This is a genomic window from Sphingobium sp. (assembly GCF_048594625.1).
GTDB lineage: Bacteria > Pseudomonadota > Alphaproteobacteria > Sphingomonadales > Sphingomonadaceae > Sphingobium.
Genome location: NZ_JBMDWL010000054.1, coordinates 1 through 17,533, shown reverse-complemented (window position 1 = coordinate 17,533; position 17,533 = coordinate 1). Strand labels below are relative to the sequence as shown.

13 protein-coding genes and 1 tRNA gene are annotated in these 17,533 nt (G+C 60.4%); 6 read left to right on the top strand and 8 right to left on the bottom strand.

The genetic code is table 11. The features are described from left to right. Window positions 1-133 precede the first annotated feature (133 nt). Window positions 134-208: transfer RNA gene (locus ACOJSJ_RS06970), tRNA-Thr, on the top strand. 29 nt (window positions 209-237) lie between these two features. Here the strand turns inward: ACOJSJ_RS06970 and ACOJSJ_RS06965 are convergent. The 3 genes from ACOJSJ_RS06965 to ACOJSJ_RS06955 form a co-directional block, all read right to left on the bottom strand. Then, on the bottom strand, window positions 238-3,279 hold the full coding sequence (locus ACOJSJ_RS06965) for a glycosyl hydrolase family 28-related protein (RefSeq protein WP_420144262.1): 3,042 nt from the start codon (window positions 3,277-3,279) through the stop codon (window positions 238-240). A 73-nt stretch (window positions 3,280-3,352) separates the two neighbouring features. Then, window positions 3,353-6,316 carry a TonB-dependent receptor domain-containing protein gene (locus ACOJSJ_RS06960; protein WP_420144261.1) on the bottom strand — a complete coding sequence of 988 codons (2,964 nt, stop codon included), beginning with the start codon at window positions 6,314-6,316 and terminating at the stop codon, window positions 3,353-3,355. 141 nt (window positions 6,317-6,457) lie between these two features. Next, window positions 6,458-9,481 (bottom strand): glycosyl hydrolase family 28-related protein, encoded by a 3,024-nt coding sequence (locus tag ACOJSJ_RS06955; protein ID WP_420144260.1) that lies wholly within the window; start codon window positions 9,479-9,481, stop codon window positions 6,458-6,460. Between the two features lie 210 nt (window positions 9,482-9,691). Between ACOJSJ_RS06955 and ACOJSJ_RS06950 the strand changes: the two genes are divergently transcribed. After that, a complete protein-coding gene (locus ACOJSJ_RS06950) occupies window positions 9,692-10,171 on the top strand; it encodes a gluconokinase (protein WP_420144265.1) in 480 nt (159 codons plus the stop codon). Between the two features lie 5 nt (window positions 10,172-10,176). On the opposite strand, the gene ACOJSJ_RS06945 is transcribed toward ACOJSJ_RS06950, so the two are convergent. Further along, window positions 10,177-10,854 (bottom strand): FadR/GntR family transcriptional regulator, encoded by a 678-nt coding sequence (locus ACOJSJ_RS06945; RefSeq protein WP_420144264.1) that lies wholly within the window; start codon window positions 10,852-10,854, stop codon window positions 10,177-10,179. 43 nt (window positions 10,855-10,897) lie between these two features. Next, window positions 10,898-12,244: a gluconate:H+ symporter gene (locus ACOJSJ_RS06940; RefSeq protein ID WP_420144259.1), complete on the bottom strand. Its 1,347-nt coding sequence runs from the start codon at window positions 12,242-12,244 to the stop codon at window positions 10,898-10,900. A gap of 296 nt (window positions 12,245-12,540) precedes the next feature. Here ACOJSJ_RS06940 and ACOJSJ_RS06935 point away from each other — a divergent pair, with 296 nt between their 5' ends. The 3 genes from ACOJSJ_RS06935 to ACOJSJ_RS06925 are packed head-to-tail and all read left to right on the top strand — an operon-like array spanning window position 12,541 to window position 14,967. Continuing rightward, the gene (locus tag ACOJSJ_RS06935) at window positions 12,541-12,837 is read left to right on the top strand and encodes a response regulator transcription factor (RefSeq protein ID WP_420144258.1); all 297 of its coding nucleotides are present in this window, start codon (window positions 12,541-12,543) and stop codon (window positions 12,835-12,837) included. 31 nt (window positions 12,838-12,868) lie between these two features. Beyond that, window positions 12,869-13,972, top strand: coding sequence for a Gfo/Idh/MocA family protein (locus ACOJSJ_RS06930; RefSeq protein ID WP_420144257.1), 1,104 nt, complete (start codon window positions 12,869-12,871; stop codon window positions 13,970-13,972). Then, complete coding sequence (locus tag ACOJSJ_RS06925; protein WP_420144256.1) at window positions 13,969-14,967, top strand: SMP-30/gluconolactonase/LRE family protein; 999 nt, start codon at window positions 13,969-13,971, stop codon at window positions 14,965-14,967. The genes ACOJSJ_RS06930 and ACOJSJ_RS06925 overlap by 4 nt, the downstream gene beginning before the upstream one ends. A 619-nt stretch (window positions 14,968-15,586) precedes the next feature. Here ACOJSJ_RS06925 and ACOJSJ_RS06920 read toward each other — a convergent pair. Further along, window positions 15,587-16,027 carry a cupin domain-containing protein gene (locus tag ACOJSJ_RS06920; RefSeq protein WP_420144255.1) on the bottom strand — a complete coding sequence of 147 codons (441 nt, stop codon included), beginning with the start codon at window positions 16,025-16,027 and terminating at the stop codon, window positions 15,587-15,589. A 122-nt stretch (window positions 16,028-16,149) separates the two neighbouring features. Here ACOJSJ_RS06920 and ACOJSJ_RS06915 point away from each other — a divergent pair, with 122 nt between their 5' ends. After that, window positions 16,150-16,452, top strand: coding sequence for a glycine zipper 2TM domain-containing protein (locus ACOJSJ_RS06915; RefSeq protein ID WP_420144254.1), 303 nt, complete (start codon window positions 16,150-16,152; stop codon window positions 16,450-16,452). 112 nt (window positions 16,453-16,564) lie between these two features. On the opposite strand, the gene ACOJSJ_RS06910 is transcribed toward ACOJSJ_RS06915, so the two are convergent. Further along, complete coding sequence (locus ACOJSJ_RS06910; protein WP_420144263.1) at window positions 16,565-16,846, bottom strand: hypothetical protein; 282 nt, start codon at window positions 16,844-16,846, stop codon at window positions 16,565-16,567. Between the two features lie 152 nt (window positions 16,847-16,998). Continuing rightward, window positions 16,999-17,406: an EVE domain-containing protein gene (locus ACOJSJ_RS06905; RefSeq protein WP_420144253.1), complete on the bottom strand. Its 408-nt coding sequence runs from the start codon at window positions 17,404-17,406 to the stop codon at window positions 16,999-17,001. Between the last annotated feature and the right edge of the window lie 127 nt (window positions 17,407-17,533).

The following is a 17,533-nucleotide window of genomic DNA, read 5'->3' as shown; positions in this document are numbered from 1 at the left end:
GCGGCGTGGATGCGCAAAATGGCCCGGACCCCCGATCTATGGACGCCATCACCCCTTACCCCGCAAATAGCGCAAACTGAGGGCTGGACCTTTGGCGTGATCTGATAGTAAGGGCGTCGCACTTCAATGGTGCGCCGGATTAGCACAGCGGTAGTGCAGCGGTTTTGTAAACCGAAGGTCGGGGGTTCGATCCCCTCATCCGGCACCATATTGAGGCTTTCTGACTATCTCATCACATCATAAACGCACGGCGTAAAGGCTGTGATGGGTGAGAACGTAGAGCGTCCTGCCATCCACGCCACCGAACAGCAGCTGCAACGGGCGTTCGGGAATGTCGATGCGGCCAGCAGGACTGCCGTCCGCTTCATAGACGAACAGCTGTCCGTTAGCGACATAAACGCGGCCGTTGCCGTCGCTCACCACGCCCTCCCCTCCGCGGTCGGCAAAGACTCGCAGATCGGTGATGGCGCCTTTGGTTCCGACCAGTCCGCTGTAGGTACGATTTTCCGAACCATTGGTCAGGTAGACGCGCTGTCCCGCTTTCGCCTGAATGAAGCCGTAGCTGTCCAGAGAATCGGAAAAGCGCAGACCGCGATGATCCGTTGGCCCCTGCGCAAAAACGCGAAAGGCCGGGAGGGTCAGCGTTCCGTCAGGGGACGTATAGGCCATTGCCTGTGGCACGGCCATGTCGCGTGCGAACATATCGGCCAACGTTGTGAACTGATAGGTGACAGGATCGATTTGATCCCTGAACTCGCCATTTTTCCACCAGTTGACCGGCAGGATGAAGGTCGCGTCCCGACCACGGGCATTGGGCATCGGCGACAGGATGCTCAGTTGATCGTCCGGCGCATCCGGACGGACGCTGTAGACCGTCGCGTTACGCCCATAGGATGACAGGACCATCAGATCGCCCGACCGATCGATCGCCAGATTAACGGGGTCCAGCGTCGCATCGCGGATCATTTCCAGACGCCCTGCGTCGGACCACCGCCAGATGCGCTGAAATTTACGGTCTATGAAGTAGAGCCTGCCCTGCGCGTCAACCGCGCCGCCGCCGATGGAATGAAAACCATCGGCCAGCTTTTCGACCTTTGCGGCTATGGTTGCGGCATCTGTCGAGGGCGCGGCCGTATCGCCCCCTATGTCGAGATAGGCGAATTGCCTTTCGCGAACATCGATACCGTGGGTAACATCGCGGATGGCGTTTTCGAACGGGAATTTGGTGAGACGCAGAAAGGTGCCGCAGCCATTTTCGTCGCAGGTCGCAAGGCCGCTTTCGCCGTTCACATGGACATTGCGAAACCGGATGTCCTGCACATTATACAGCATGACAGCAGCCGGTGCGGGTTCCCGCGTTCTCGTCACGCGATAGGCATGAAGATTGGCGACGAGGATGTTGCGCGAATTGCGGATTTCCAACGCGACGGCATCGCCGCTCTCCCCTGCTTCGCCTTCCGTCTGAGGGGCGAGCAATTCCCAGTTGGCGACACGATTGAGGCCGATTTCGGTACGGACATGATGTTCGACCGACGCCTGAATAAGGCGTCCGGGGGTCTGCGTATCGGAAATCAGAATGCCAGGATGGCCGAACGTGCTGGGACTCCAGATATTGGCGAATGTACCGCCGCCGCCCTGCGTCACCCACAAGCTGGGATATTGCCCCGCCCAGCGGCGACGGGGGTCGGGATCGGCAGTCGCGTTATTGTTATAGGGCGTGACGCGGCTGCCATCGAAGCGATCGGTGCCGTGGCCGCCCTGAAATTTGACATCGCTGACAAGAGAGTTCGCACCGGATTTCCATAACAGCCCGGTGGCGCGCGGGTTGGCTCCATTCGTATCGATGCCAATACCGCTGACGATCGCATCGCCACCGCTCGCACTTTCAATGACCGCCTTGGGTCCGCCTATTCCCTGCCATGCGGGTGCGCCGTCAGGCAGGACGATCTGCGTCAGGCTGGGATGCAGGCCGATCAGCACCGTATCCGAGCGCAGTTTCACCGTTTCATTGATGCAATAGAAGCCCGCAGGCAGATATACGACACGATGCGTGTCGATGGCTTTCTGAATCGCCGCACCGTCGTCCGTGCTATCATCGCCCTTGGCGCCGAAGGATCGCACATTGGCCCATTGCGATACCGGGGGTAAGGCCCGAATTGCAGCAGGCTGACGCACTGGCAGCCGGGCGATGTTTTCCGCCTGCATATGGGTGCGATAGTCACCCATCTGGCCGACGCCGGGCAGTGTCAGGCCGTGGGAAAAGGAGGCGACCCGGTAGCGCGCGCCCTTACCGGTTACGGTCCGCCCGCTTTCACGAAACCGGGCGAAAACCGGTGTGTTGGCCGCCAGCGCATTTTGAAAGCCTATCTGCGTGTAGACATTTTTCTCGTTGGAAATCATCACAGCCGCTTTGGATATATTTTCAAAGCGGACATCCTGTCCCCACAGCCAGTCGCCATAGCCCCTGTCCAGTTCGATGCCGACGGGCGCGTTGCGCATCACCACGTTGAGCATGGTCAGACCCGCTTCATGTTCGCGGATCGCGGCATCGCGCTGACCATCGAAGGTCGAATCGATCAGGGCAAACGGCCAGGCGGGCGATGGCTTTTCGGCGATGATGCCATAGCGGCCACCCCGAAAATGCAGGTCTTCCGCCTGATTGGCGACATGGTAGAGGCCCGCCAATCCCGACCCTATGTCGAAATCCACATGGGCAACAAAACTATGTTGGGCGGAATGGAAACGTATGGCGGTGGCGGCCGGGTTGCCGTCTCCTATACGAAAATCGATATTGCTGAGGGCTGTGTAGAATGTGCCGGGATTGGCATCGGCGATGGATTTATTGAACGGCACGCTGCCCGCCGGGGGAAAGGCGGCTGGCGGGGTCTGCCCGTCTGTCTGACGTTTGCCGCCCGTGAACATCAGCATATGGGCAACGCCCTGCTGGAAGCCCGGTGTATCCTTCCCCAACAGGATGACCGGGCGCTGCTTGCCAATGCCAAAGATGCGCACGCCCGGCCACAGGAAGAGCGTGCGCGTGATGCGGTATGTTCCCGTCGGCAGGAATACGATGCCACCGCCACCCTTTTCCGCAGCCCTGTCGATAGCCTGCTGAATGGCTGCGGCGTCATCGACATGCCCGTCACCCACCCCTGCGACGGTTATGGCGCGGGGTTCGTCCGGCATGCTGGTGTATACGGAGATCGAAGCGGACGCCGATTGCGCAGGGATCAGAAGCAGCAAAATGACGGCCCAGACTCCCATCGATCCGCGACCCATATGACAAGCTCCTGAAAAGAAGATGTCCCGGCCACGCAGGACCGGGACTAGTGGGGAGGAAGGCTGTTATCGATCAGAAGTTGAAGCGAACCCCGGCACGATAGATGCGACCCAATGTGTCATAGAGCGCCGGGTTGATGTCGAGGCCGGTGTTCGTCTGCGGCGCAGCGACGGGATCCTTGTCGAACAGATTGTCCACCTTGCCATAGATCGAGACATTGTCGACGATCTTGAAGGTCGCGCCTACGTCCACATAGAAGGCGCCCTTCATTGTGTTGTAGTTGATCGTCGGGTGGTTGCCGGTCGAAACCGGGCAGGACGACTGGCAGACAACATACTGGTTGCCGAAGGTGCCATCGCTGATCCAGCGCTCCTGAACCGTCAGGCTGAACCGGCCGGTGTCATAAGTCTGGATCGCCAGCCACTTCCAGTCGGGCGTCGCGCCGTTGTTGGCGCCGGCATTGTCGACCGGATCGACGCCGGGCACACCCGCGTTCACGATGAACTTCTGGATGTGGGTACCAAGCGCGCGGAGCGTCAGACTGCCCGGCAGACCGAGCGGCTGCTGCCACTGATAGCTGGCTTCAATGTCGAAGCCGCTGGTCTTCCACGATGCAAGGTTAAACGGCTGGACGTTTACGAAGTTGGTGCCCTGAGCGCCGTCAAGCTGGAAACCGCCGCAGAAGGCCTGATTGCCTTCGAAGCAGAAGCGCACGATCTGATCCGCGGACAGGCTGCCGACGACGCGGTTCAGCTTGATGTTGTAATAGTCGAACGACAGGCTGAGGCCGGGCGCCCAAGACGGACGGGCATAGACGACGCCCAGTTCGGTGTTGCGGGCAATTTCCGGCTTCAGGTTGGGGTTGCCGACCTGCTGCTGGAACGTCTGGACAGCCGTGCCGGAGAAGGGATTGAAGAAGTTGGGCAGCGTCGTCACGGTCGGGGCTGCGAACAGTTCCGACAGGTTGGGCGCACGAACGTCACGCGACGTCACCGCACGGAAGCGTAGACCATCGACCGGCGTATCCCATGTGCCGCCGACCTTCCACGCCCAGACGGTGCCCGACGTGCTGTAGTGCGTGCCCCGGCCCGCAGCGTTCAGGTTCGCACGACCGATCGATTCGCTGTCGAACAGCGGCAGATCGATTTCGAGGAAGCCTTCATACACGTCATATTTGCCGCTGCCGTTCTTGTAGTTGCCCGCCGCATAGTTGCTACCCTGCGATGAGTTCAGCAGCGGATCGGCCGGATAGTCCGGGCTGTTGGGGCTGAGCGGGGAAACGCCCGCACCATAGGGGTCTGCGTTAACGCGGTAGAATTCCTTGCGATATTCACCGCCGAACGCGACCGACACAGGGCCAGCCCATAGGTCGAAGGGATTGCCCGAAAAGTTGGCGCTGACCACGTCCTGCGTCAGCTTCGTATGCTGGAACGGGCCGTTTACCGGCGGCGCAACATAAGCGAGCGCCGATGCAGAGGGCGTAAAATTGCCGAAGATGTTGATGGGGACGCAACCAAGCGCGCGCGCACGCGGATCGCGGCAAACGATGGCGCCATTTTCCACGATCGCATCGGCTGCGGCGACGTAGCGGTTCTGGATCACGATGCTGTTGACGTCGATATCCGAGATGGTGATGCCATGCTCATAATAATAGTCGTAGTTCCAGTCGGTGCCACCGAGGCCGAACTGCCCCTTCAGGCCCCCGACGAAGCGATACTGCTTACGATCGGTATAGACCTGCGGACTGGGGAAGGAGGCGTTGCTGGATCCGAAGCCGAACGAGGTGATCCCGGCGCTGGCGCAGCGATCCCTGACCAGTTGCGGCAGGAACGGATTGGAGCACTGCACGGTCAGGCTGGCGCGGCCATAGCCAGGGCTCGGCTGGTTATGCGTCTTCACCTGCGCAACGTTGACGGTCAGATAGGCTTCGTTGTTGTCGGCAAATTCCCAGCCGAGGCGCGAATAGCCGTTGATGCGCTCCAGCGAGGACTTGAGCGAGGCGCCCGATCCCGGCGCGCCAGTCAGATCGCCGCCGACGCAGAAGCTGTTGCCCGTATAGCAGTTGCTGACGCGACCATTACCCAGCGGACTGCCGCCCGAACCATATTGGAAATTATAGGGACTGCCGTTTTCGTCAAAGGCGATGCCCTGCAATGGGCCATTGTTGATGAGGCCATAGCGGGAGTACTGATAGGGCTGCGCATAGTCGCCATAGACGAATTGGGGCGACCCGTTGTTGGCCTGGCCGGTGTTGAACAGCGTGGTAGCGCGATACCAGTTGCGGCTACCCGCCAGATCGGTGCCGAAGTCGCCGGGGCCGACGCCGCCTTCATGATCATATTCGCCGCTGACGACGAAGTGGACCTTACCGTCTGCGAAGGACGTGCCGTAGGCGGCCTGCACCAGCGCGGTTTCGTCATCGCCATATTTGGTGATGCTGCCAAGGATATTACCCTTGAGTCCTTCGAAATGGGTGTCGGTGATGAAGTTGACGACACCGCCGACCGCGTCCGAACCGTAGGAAGCGGATGCACCGCCTGTCACCACGTCGACGCGCTTCACCAGAAGCTGCGGGAACATCGAGATGTCGGGAACGCCGGTCACGTTGGCGGCAACGACGCGCTGGCCGTCGAGCAGCGTCAGCGTGCGGATCGGACCGAGGCCACGCAGCGAGAAGGAACTGAGGCCCTGTTGCCCGCTGGACGTGCTGAACGTACCGGTTGCAGCACCCGTCGATCCCTGCAGCGAAGGCAGCTGGGCGATGGTGTTGAAGATATTGGGCTGCGCATTATTGGCGATCTGCTCTTCGCCGATCACGGTCGTGGGCGTCGGCGCGTTAAAGCCGCTGGTGGTGATGCGCGAACCGGTGACGACGATGTCGGCGCTGCGCGGCGTGGCGGATTCATCCTGCTGCGCTTCGGCCTGAGGCTGTATCGGCGCAGTCTGCGCATGACCCACGGTCGTCAGCGCCATGATTGCCACGGCGCCGAGGCTGACGCCTGCCAGGTGCCGATGGAGTGCGGTCGTCACTTTCATAATTCCTTCCCCTTTTTTATGATCGGTCGCCCTCCCGCGACCGGCATCGCCATGGCAGGCGATTGTCAGACAAATAGCGATTGACCGGTTCCGCCGCACTTACGACATAGGTCGTAGATGCAGCGAAAATCCCAGCTTTCCCTATGGTTTTGCTGCGTAAAGCGCGTGATGTGTCAGAATGAAGAGCGTCCGGCCATCCGCCCCGCCGAAGAGGATTTGCAAGGGCCGATCGGGTACGTCGATACGACCGGTTTCACGGCCGTCGGGCGCGTAAACAAATATCTGGCCGTTCGCGACATAGACGCGGCCCTGCGGATCGACGGCCACGCTTTCCCCGCCACGATTGGCAAAGGGTTTGAGATCGGTGAGCGTGCCCCCCGCGCCCACCGTACCGCTATACGTAACATTTTCGGACCCGTTGGTGACGAACAGGCGATCGCCGGGCTTTCCGCCGACCAGACCATTGGCGTTCAGGCCATCGGACCAGCGCCAGCCGACATGATCGATCGGTCCCTGCTGCCATACGCGGAAGGCCGGGAGCGACAGGCTGCCATCGGGGGACAGATATTCCTTTGCCTTAGGTGTGCCGACATCGCGCGCGAACATTTCGGCGAGCGTGGTAAATTCATAGGTCTTGTAATCAAGTTGATCGCGAAATTCGCCGTTGTTCCACCAATTGACCGGCAGCAGCGTCTTCGTGCCCGCGCCCGCCCGCACCGGCGTCGGCTGTATCAGCGTCATCTGTTCCGGCGGACCGTCAGGATCGACCGAATAGACGCCGGCCTTCGGCCCAAGCGACGACAGAACCAGAAGATGGCCGGAACCGTCTATCGCCAGATTGACGGGATCGAGCGCATTGTCCCGGACGATCTCCAGCCCCCTGGCCTGCGTCCAGCGATGAATGCGCTGGAAACGCCGATCGATGAAGTAAAGCGCGCCCTTTGCGTCCACGGTAGCGCCGGAAATGGACCAGAAGCCGTCCTCCAGCTTTTCAACCTTTGCGCTGCTGGGGGATTCGGGTGCGATCTTGCGGTCGATGGCGCCGATGTCCAGCTTCGCAAATTCGCGTTCGCGCACGAATGATTTGCGGCTGACATCCTCTATCGCATTGTCGAACGGATATTTGCTGGCGCGCAGGAAGGTACCGCATCCTTCATCGTCACAGGTCGCGTAGCCGCTTTCGGCGTTGATATGCACATTGCGGAACCGGATGTCGCTGGAGTTTGTGATCTTTACCGCGCTCTTTTCAGGTGCGTAGGTCCGGGTCACCCGGTATCCATGGTAATTGGCGAAAAGCAGGTTTTTCGAATTGCGGATGTCGAGTGAAATCGCATCCGGGCCATCGTCCACTTCCTGTTCGGTCTGCGGCGCGAGAAATTCCCAATTCTGCACATTGTCGAGCACGAATTCGTTACGGGCATGATGTTCGACCGACATTTCGTAAACATGGCCGGGCGTGCTGGTATTGGTGATGTGCATGCCCGATTGCGCGAAGCTGTTGGGGCTCCAGACATCGGCAAAGGTGCCGCCCCCGCCATCCGTCACCCAGATGCTGGGATATTGCGCGTCCAGCCGCCCGTCGGTGACAGGATCGCCGGTGTTGACGCGCAGAGCGCCCAGCATTTTGCCATCGGCCGTCGGCGTGCCACCCCCGCCCATGATCTTGACGTCTTCCACCAGACTTTTTTCGCCGGATCGCCATAGCAGAGCCGAAGCGCGCGGATTGATGCGCCCGGTGAAAAGGCCGAGGCCCGACAGGATATTGTCGCCCCCCTTCGGCGTTTCGAGGATCGGCAGGACAGAGCCAAGCCCGGCATGGGCGGGATTGCTGTCCGGAATATAAAGCTGTGTGATGGCGGGGTGCAGCCCGATCAGCACGCTGTCGTGACGCAGCACCAGCTTATCCGTCACCTTGTAGAAGCCGACCGGAAAATAGAGAATGCGGTGGCTGTCGATCGCCTTTTGTATGGCGGCAGTGTCGTCAGCCTTTCCATCCCCCATCGCGCCGAGCGTGCGAATATTGACCCATTCCTTCATGGGCGGAAGGTCGCGGATCGCGCCTTCGCGGCGGGGCGGGGCCGCCGGAAGTGATCGAATGTCCGCTTCGGTCTTATATTCCCCATTATGGCCAAGATCGGGAATGGCGAGACCGTAGGAGAAATTCGCGACCCGATAAGCCTTGCCCTTGCCATCTATCCTCTTGCCGCTGTCGCGGAAGCGGGCGAAGACCGGGCTGTTCACCGCAATCGCATTGTCGAACCCGACCTGTGTGAAGACATTTTTCTCGTTCGAGATGACGACGCCTGCCTTCGACACATTTTCGAAGCGGACGTCCTTGCCCCAGAGGCTGTCGCTGTACCCACGGTCGATTTCTATCCCGACAGGCGTGTTGCGGATCGCGACATTGACCAGCGTCAGATCGACTTCATGTTCGCGGATTGCGGCGTCATGTTGCCCGTCGAAGCTGGAATCGAGCAGGGTGAATTGCCAGGCGGGTGACGTTTTTTCCGTGACGATGCCATAGCGACCGCCCTGGAAATGAACATTTTCGATGACATTGCCCGCCTGATAGACACCGGCGAAGGCCGTGCCGAGGCGAAATTCCATATGGCTGAGAAAAGCATGCTGGGCCATGCGGAAACGCACCCCGGCCGCCGCCGGATTGCCCGCGCCAATTTCTATGTCGACATTGCTCATCGACGAATAGAAGGTGCCCGAATTGGCGTCGCGAACCACTTTGTCGCGGGGCACGATGGTGGGGACAGGAACCGGAACGTCGCCCACCTTATACTGGTCGCCACCTGCAAAGACGATCATGGTCGATACGCCCTGCTGAAAGCCCGGCGTATTGGCGGCAAGCATGATCACCGGCCGCGTCGGCCCGACGCCGTAGACACGCACGCCCGCGGGAACGACGAGCGTCCGGGTGATGCGATATGAGCCGGACGGCAGGAAGACGATGCCATGGCCGGTCCTGTCGCGGGCCTGATCCAGCGCCTGTTGAATGGCGGCGCTGTCGTCGCTGCGCCCATCGCCTTTAGCCTTCACGGTGACGGCGTGCGGTTCATCTGGCGCGACCGGGAATATGGAAGGACCAGCGGCCCAGACCGGGGTTGTCAGAGTAGTCGCCGCCAATAAAGCGGCGATCATGCTGCGTGCGATCATGGCCGACCTCTTCCATCCTATGTTGCTGGGCGACATGGCTAAAAGGGGCGTCGCGCTTTGGCACTTGCGACAAAGGTCGTAGTTTTCACGGCATCGCGCATCCCACTATAGCATGGCCACAGTCCATTTTTCGGCATTTCGCCCGCTAGGAACGCTGCCTTGTCGCCACCTGTCCACACCAGCCTGTCTTCGCCCATGGCCATCATAGCCATGGGTGTCAGCGGTTGCGGCAAATCGACGGTGGGCGCCCTGATCGCACAGGCCATCGGTTGCCCGTTTCTGGAAGGGGACAGCTTTCATTCGGTAGAGGCTGTGGAGAAAATGCGCGGCGGCATTCCGCTGACGGATGAGGATCGATGGCCTTGGCTGGACCGACTTTCGACAGCCAGTGCGACAGCGATGGAGACATATGGCGCGGTCGTCACAGCCTGCTCCGCGCTGCGCCTCTCCTACCGCGATCGGTTACGCATGAAGATCGATGCGCCGGTACGCTTCATCCTGCTGGACAACAGCCGCGATCATATATTGGATCGGATGCGGAACCGGCCGGGTCATTATATGCCAGCCAGCCTGCTGGACAGTCAGCTGGCCACGCTGGAACGGCCAACCGCAGACGAACGGGCGCTGATCCTGTCATCCGACGCGTCGCCGGAAATATTGCGCGATCGCGCGCTGAACTGGCTGCGCTGACGGCGTCAGGGCATCAGCCGCCGACGCCCTTCCCACAAATGCCAGCGCATGGCGAGTGCGGCGCCTTCGGGATCCTGCGCGCGGATGGCGGCGACGATCTGTTCATGTTCGCGCAGCATGGTGGCGATGACTTCGGGCGGGCGGGATCGGCTGATGTCAACGCCCGCCCGCATGATCTTGTCCACGTCCGCATGCAGCGCATCGAACGCGATCAGGAAGGCCGGATTGCCCGTCGCCTCGGCAATGCGGCGGTGAAGCGCCATATCCTCCGCATGGGCAGGCTCGCTCGACAGCAGGGCTGCGCGGAGCATGTCCATCCCCTCTTCTACATAGGCCATTTCCTGAACGGTGCGGCGGGTGGCCGCCAGCCGTGCCGCTTCCGCCTCCAACACGAAGCGGACTTCGTAACTGCCCAATGTCGTCGGTAGTTCGGTCGATGGCATGAAGACGGCGAGCCGTTCCGACGGGCGGCTCTTGACGAAGGAACCGGCGCCACGCCGCGCTTCTGTAATGCCGTCCGATGCCAGGCGCATCAGCGCTTCACGCACGATCGCCCGTGATACGCCGAACATTTCGGCCAGCCGGGCTTCCGATGGCAGGCGAGCGCCGACCTCCAGATCCTCCGACTTGATGATATCGACGATCGCCGCATAGGCATGATCGGACAGGCGGGTCTGGGTCACGGGAACGGCAGTCTGTCGCATGGCGTCATGCCCTATCCCACAATCAGAAGATGCTGCTGGCGACAAGCACCAACAGCAGACCGACGACGGCAACGACGGTTTCCATGATCGACCATGTCTTGAACGTACCGGGCATGTCGGTGCCAAGATAGCTTTTCACCAGCCAGAAACCCGGATCATTCACATGGGAGAAGAAGAGCGACCCTGCGCCGATGGCCAGTACCATCCATTCAGGCTCCACCCCCGATGCGGCGACCAGCCCCTCCATCACGCCCGCAGTCGTGATGGTCGCCACCGTGGCCGATCCCGTCGCAAGGCGGATGCAGACCGATACGCCCCATGCGAGCAGGATCGGCGAAATCGCGCCGCCCTGCGCAATGCGCACCAACATGTCGGACAGCCCGGCCGTTACCAGCACCTGTTTCAGTGCGCCACCAGCGCCGATGGCAAGGATGATGCCGCCCACAGGCGTCATCGCTTCGGTCCAGATGGCATTCTGAATCTTCGCATCGGTAATGCGTTTGCCAAACAGCAGCGGCAGCGCGATCAACAGCGCAACCAGCAGCGCCACGACCGGATCGCTGATCCATTTCAGCCATTCGAAATGTACCGCGACGGCGGGCGGCATCAGCGGCACCGCCTGTCCGGCGGCAATCAGCACGACCGGAAGAAGCACCGCGGTCAACGACCGACCGACCGACGGCGTCGCGACATCAAGCTTTACGGGATCGAGCAAGGGCGGGTTGAGCTTTACACCGGGCGCGGTGAAGCGCGCCAGCACCGGCCCTGCGATAATCGCCGTGGGGATGCCGACGATCAGGCCATAGACCAGCGTCAGGCCAAGATTGGCACCAAGCGCATCGATCGCGAGCAGCGGGCCGGGGTGCGGCGGCACCAGAGCATGTACGACGGACAGACCGGACAGGGCAGGCAGCATCAGGCGCAATTTGGCCGTGTCGCCATTCTGCCCCGCAGGCAGCGCCGCCGCTGCCGACGCCACGATCGGCAGCAGCAGCACCAGACCGGTTTCGAAGAACAGCGGCAGGCCGATGACGATCGCCGTGAACAGGCTGGCCCATGGCGCACCGCGTACGCCAGACAGGCGCAATGCCGCACGGGCCATCCCGCCTGCGCCATCGGACAGCTGAAGCATTGCCCCCAGCCCCAAACCCAGCGCGACGACGAGACCGGTGCCGCCCAGAATGGCGCCCGCCCCCTTCTCTATCGCCTTGGCGGTTTCGTCCATCGGCAGGCCCGCGATCAGGCCGACGGTGAAGGCGCCGCAGAGCAACCCGACGAAAGGATGCAGGCGCCCGCGAATGATGAGGAAGATCGAAAGGGCGATACCCGCGACCGCGGCAAGAATCAGGCGATAGTCGGACGGGCTCATCTGGCGACGCCTTTCAGCCCTGAAACCCATATCCGCCCCGATGATGGTAACGCCATCCTATCCCCCCTCCTGTCATCCGACATCCGGCTGCTTCACGCCTGAACGATCGAAAATCTGTTAGACAGATATATACGGATTTTGACAGCAATCTACCACTTAAGGGTCGTATATCGCATTTTTAGCTTGAACCTGTCTGACCAATCACAGTATCGTTAGCGCTAACGAATCCGATCCGCCCTATGACCTGTTCATACAGGTCGGGCGACATCATGTCGGATCAGACAGGGAGAGGATGGATGCACGTCGCGCTGAATTTGCACGATAGTCTCGATCAGCTGGATTTCCGGCATCAGCCCCCTTTGGCGACCGATCCACCGACATTGACACCCACGCAGATGAAGGTTCTGCGCTGCGTTCATTCGGGTTTGCTGAACAAGCAGATCGCCTATGAGCTGGGCATGGCGGAAGCGACGGTCAAGGTTCATATGACTGCGCTGATGCGCAAGCTGAATGTGCGCAACCGCACGCAGGCCGCCATCGCCGCACGCAATCTTGGCTGGCTGCGTCCGGCCATGGGGCGGGCCGCCGACTGATTTTCCCAATATTGACTATAGGGAGTTCCTTATGGTGACCGGTTCCCGTCGTGAGATGCTGGGCGCGATGGGCGCCGGCATGATGCTGGCCAGCACGCGCAGCAGCAGCGCGGTCAGGCCGGGTGGCAAGATAGGCTATGCCATCGTCGGCCTGGGCTATTATGCGACCCGCCAGATCATGCCCAATTTCACAGGATGCGACCATGCCCGCATCGTGGCGCTGGTCAGCGGGACGCCCGCAAAACTCGAACAATATGGCACGGAATATGGCATCCCGCGCACCCATCGCTACAGCTATGCCGATTTCGATCGCATCAGGGACAATCCTGACATCGATGCGGTATATATCGTCCTGCCCAACAGCATGCATGCCGAATATAGCATTCGCGCGGCGCAGGCGGGAAAGCATGTGATGTGCGAAAAGCCGATGGCAACATCGGTAAAGGAGTGCGAGGCCATGATCGCGGCCTGTCGCAAGGCGGGGAAGAAATTGATGATCGGATACCGGTCGCGTTTCGAACCCTATAACCGACTGGCCATCGAACTGGCGCGCGGCGGCCATGTCGGCCCCACGAGAATGATTACGGCCGAACATGGGTTTCCGATCAAGCCGGACCAGTGGCGGCTCGACCGGCCATTGTCGGGGGGCGGGTCGATGATGGACATCGGCATCTATAGCCTGAACGCCACGCGATACCTGACCGGAGAGGAGCCTGTGGAAGTCAGCGCTATCGAATCGACCGACCGATCCGACCCGCGCTTCAAAACTGTGGAAGACCGCATCAGCTTCCTGTTGCGGTTCCCGTCCGGCATCGTAGCCAATTGCATATCCAGCTATAGTTCGGGGCATAATCGCTATCGTATCGCGGGGACGCAGGGTTGGATCGAAATGGAACCCGCGACATCCTATACCGGCCAAACGATGATGATCCGTCGCGACAATGCCACCACGCCGCGCACTGTGCCGGTACCCACGAAGAACCAGTTTGCCGGTCAGCTGGATCATCTGGCGGAATGTATATTGCGCGACGAGACGCCGATCGTGGCTGGTGAGGAAGGCCTCGCCGACCTGCGCGTGATAGAGGCGATCTATAAATCCGCTGCCGAACGCACCAGCATAAGGATCAACGCATGATCGGTCGGCGTATGGTGCTGGCGTCGTTTGCCGCCATGCCCGTCGCGGCGATGGCGGCGCAGACCAAGGCGGTCGGAAGCGTCGCCCGCCTGTCCCCGGCGCTCGACCGGATTATCGATCCGACCGCCTCCGTCGAAATATTGGCGAGCGGATTTCGCTGGGCCGAAGGACCGGTCTGGGTAGCGCAGGATCAAAGCCTGCTGTTCAGCGATCCGCCAGCCAATATCGTCTATCGCTGGCGACGCGGCGAGAATGCGACGCCATTTCTGTCGCCAGCCGGATTGCAGAGTGCGGTGCCGCCGGGCGTGCGCGAGGCGGGACTGAACGGCCTGACGATCGACAAGGCCGGTCACCTGATCGGTGCGGACAGTGGTACGCGCGCCATCGTACAGATCGATATACGTAGCAAAAAGCGCACCATATTGGCCGACCGGTTCGACGGAAAGCGGTTCAACAGTCCCAATGACCTATGCATCGCGCCATCGGGCATCATCTATTTCACCGATCCTCCCTACGGCTTCATAGACGGCGATGCGTCATCGTTGCGTGAGTTGCAGCATAATGGCGTTTATGCCCTGACGCCCGACGGAAATGTTAGGTTGCTGGATGGTGGCCATCATCGGCCCAATGGCGTTGCATTGTCGCCCGATGGACGAACGCTATATCTGGCCCTGTCGGATGAAGAGCGGCCCGAAGTTCGCGCCTACAGGCTGGACGGCAAAGGCAAGGTCATCGACCAGCGCCTGTTTTTCGACATGCGGAACCGTCTTGCGGAAGGGCTGCCCGGACTGCCCGACGGCATCAAGGTTGCGCCGGACGGCCATGTCTTTGCAACCGGTCCCGGTGGCGTCCATATCCTGACGCCGAAAGGCGAATTGCTGGGAATCGTTTCGACCGGGAAGGCCATCGCCAATTGCTGCTTCGGCGAAAATGGCGCCATATTGTTCATGACGTCGTCTGATCAGGTGGCGGCGATCAGATTGAAGGCGCGGTAACGGGTGTAGTTGGCCCTTATGTTCGGGCGTCTATGTTCTCATCCGCACTGTTCCACCTACAGACAATGCCCTGAAACGCAAAATGGGGGCCGACATTGCTGTCGGTCCCCACTTCCGTCGGGTTCAGGGCCTGTTACGCAAGATGCGAAACCGCTCTGATCCTTCTGATGCCGTGCTTTGAATCAGCGGCCGTCACCGGCCGGTCCAAAACTGCTTCAGCGATCCGCTTTCCCTAAGGAATGCGATCATCGGCCCGGCGTTCCCATATGATGCCCTTGGGCAAGGACATCCTACAGGCTTTGCTCCATCACGCGGGTATGAAGCCCGCCTTCGGGAACCGGATGCCCCTTTCCAAAGCCCGACGTTCACTTTCGCGCGTACCCGGCAGAGGTTTGAAACATCCCATCCGCCTGCCCGGCTCCATCCTTGCGGACCTTACCTGCCGACGGATTATCGACACCGCAAATATATGATTTCTCACATATTTAAGGTTCGGATCGCTCCATCCCCTGCTGTCTCGATGAGGAAATGGTCTCACCAGTTTCGATTCGTTCAAAGCGGAATCGGTCGGTTTGGTGACACGGATCTGCAATAAGCTGTGGATAACTGTGGATAAGTCTTATCCCGACGGTGACCATTCGGGCGGCACCAGAGAAAATCCGGCAAATTCAAAGCCCGGCGTAACGGTGCAGCTGACGAGCGCCCAGCCGTCCAACGGGCTTGCCGCCTGCCAATAATCGGCTGGCACCAGTATCTGCGGCATCTGGCCATTCAGAATGTCCGGGCCAAGCACATGGTCATGTGCCTGTTCACCGGGTGGCGCAATCGACAGAGTGAGCGGAGCGCCAGCGTGCCATAACCAATGTTCCGCCGCGTCAACCCGATGCCAGTGCGAGCGCTGGCCGGCTTCGAGGAGAAACAGAATCGCGGTGCCGCCCGCCCGTTCACCCGCAGGCGCTGTGGCGCGCCATGTTTTCCGATACCAGCCGCCTTCAGGATGAGGGGCAAGGGCCAAAGCCTCGATCAGTCGCCGCCCATGCTGCTCACCGTTCGGGATCATCCATTCACCTCAAATTTTATTGCTTTGGAAACAGTGATTTAGATTGTTGCCTGACGTTCATGCAACTTCGATCAAGGTAAGCGGGTTCAGACGACAAATTCGCGTTATTGGAGGAGATACTCATGCGTAAAGCCCTACTCGCCCTTGCCGCCGCTTCGTTGGCCATCCCTATGTCCATGGCCGTGCCGACCGACGGCGCGCAGGCCCGCAAAAATTACCGCTATAAGGAATGGCGCGGCCGCGACGGTCGCACCTATTGCCGCAAGTCCAACGGCACGACCGGCCTGATCGTCGGCGGCGTCGGCGGCGCGCTGGTCGGACGCGCGATCGATACCCGTGGCGACCGCGCCACCGGCACGATTCTGGGCGCAGCAGGCGGCGCGCTGCTGGGCAAGGAAATCGACAGCAAGCGTCGCTGCCGCTGATCGTTTCGGGATAGTATCGATGATGCCGTCCCGATCCATGTCACGAAGGCCATAAAAAAAAAGGGCGGCGTCCGGTTGGACGCCGCCCCCTGATCATTTGGACCGTGGCAGATCAGTTCGAAGCAGCGCCGCGCGCTTCTTCGACCTTGAAGGCAACTTGCTGACCGCCCGACACGCCCGAAACCTTGCCGTTCTTGACCGACAGATTGAACGCGACGGCATCCGGGAAACGACGGCCGGAAATCTGCTTGCCGGACTTGGTTTCCTTGACTTCATACACGTAGGTGTAACCTTCGTGGGTGAAGCGCTGCTTGCCTTCTTCCTGCGCCTGGGCAGGAGCGGCGATGGCAACGATGGCGCTCAGGGCGCCGGCGACAATGAACTTGGACAGCATTCGCATGGGTAAACTCCTTGTGAATGCCGATCAAACACCTCTTATTTTTCTTGTTCTGTTGAGATCGCTTTTATGTTGCAGCGCGGCAGGCCCTCAATCGCAAAAAACGGCGAGCCAATTGCATGTCATGCAACCATGCATTGGTAGCGCTATCAAGCCTTTGACATTGCAATGATATGGTCGAATTCAGCCTTGCTCAGTGGCGACACGGAAAGGCGCGATTGACGCAACATAGCCATGCCGGACAGCGCCGAATCAGCCTTCATGGCCTTCAGCGTCACCGGCTTTGTCAGTTTTTCGTAGGGCGCGACATGAACGGCGATCCATTTCCCCGTGTCGTCGGTGCTGTCGGGCGCAGCTTCCTCGACGATGGTCATGACGCCCACCGCCTCCACACCGATATTGCTGTGATAGAAGATCGACAGGTCGCCCCGCCGCATCGCCTTCATATGCAATTGCGCCGCATGATTGCGCACGCCGTCCCATTCCGCCTTCCCCTTTTTGACCAAATCGTCATAGGAAAAGGCATCGGGTTCCGATTTCATGAGCCAATAGTTCATTTTGCCTTCTTGCAACAGCGCTCTGGCGCGATCAAGGATGGCCTCATGGACGGGTCGCCCCATATGGCGGCCCATGACGGGGCGCGAAGGCGCGCCCGATAATGAATTTGGAGATTGATCGTGTCGC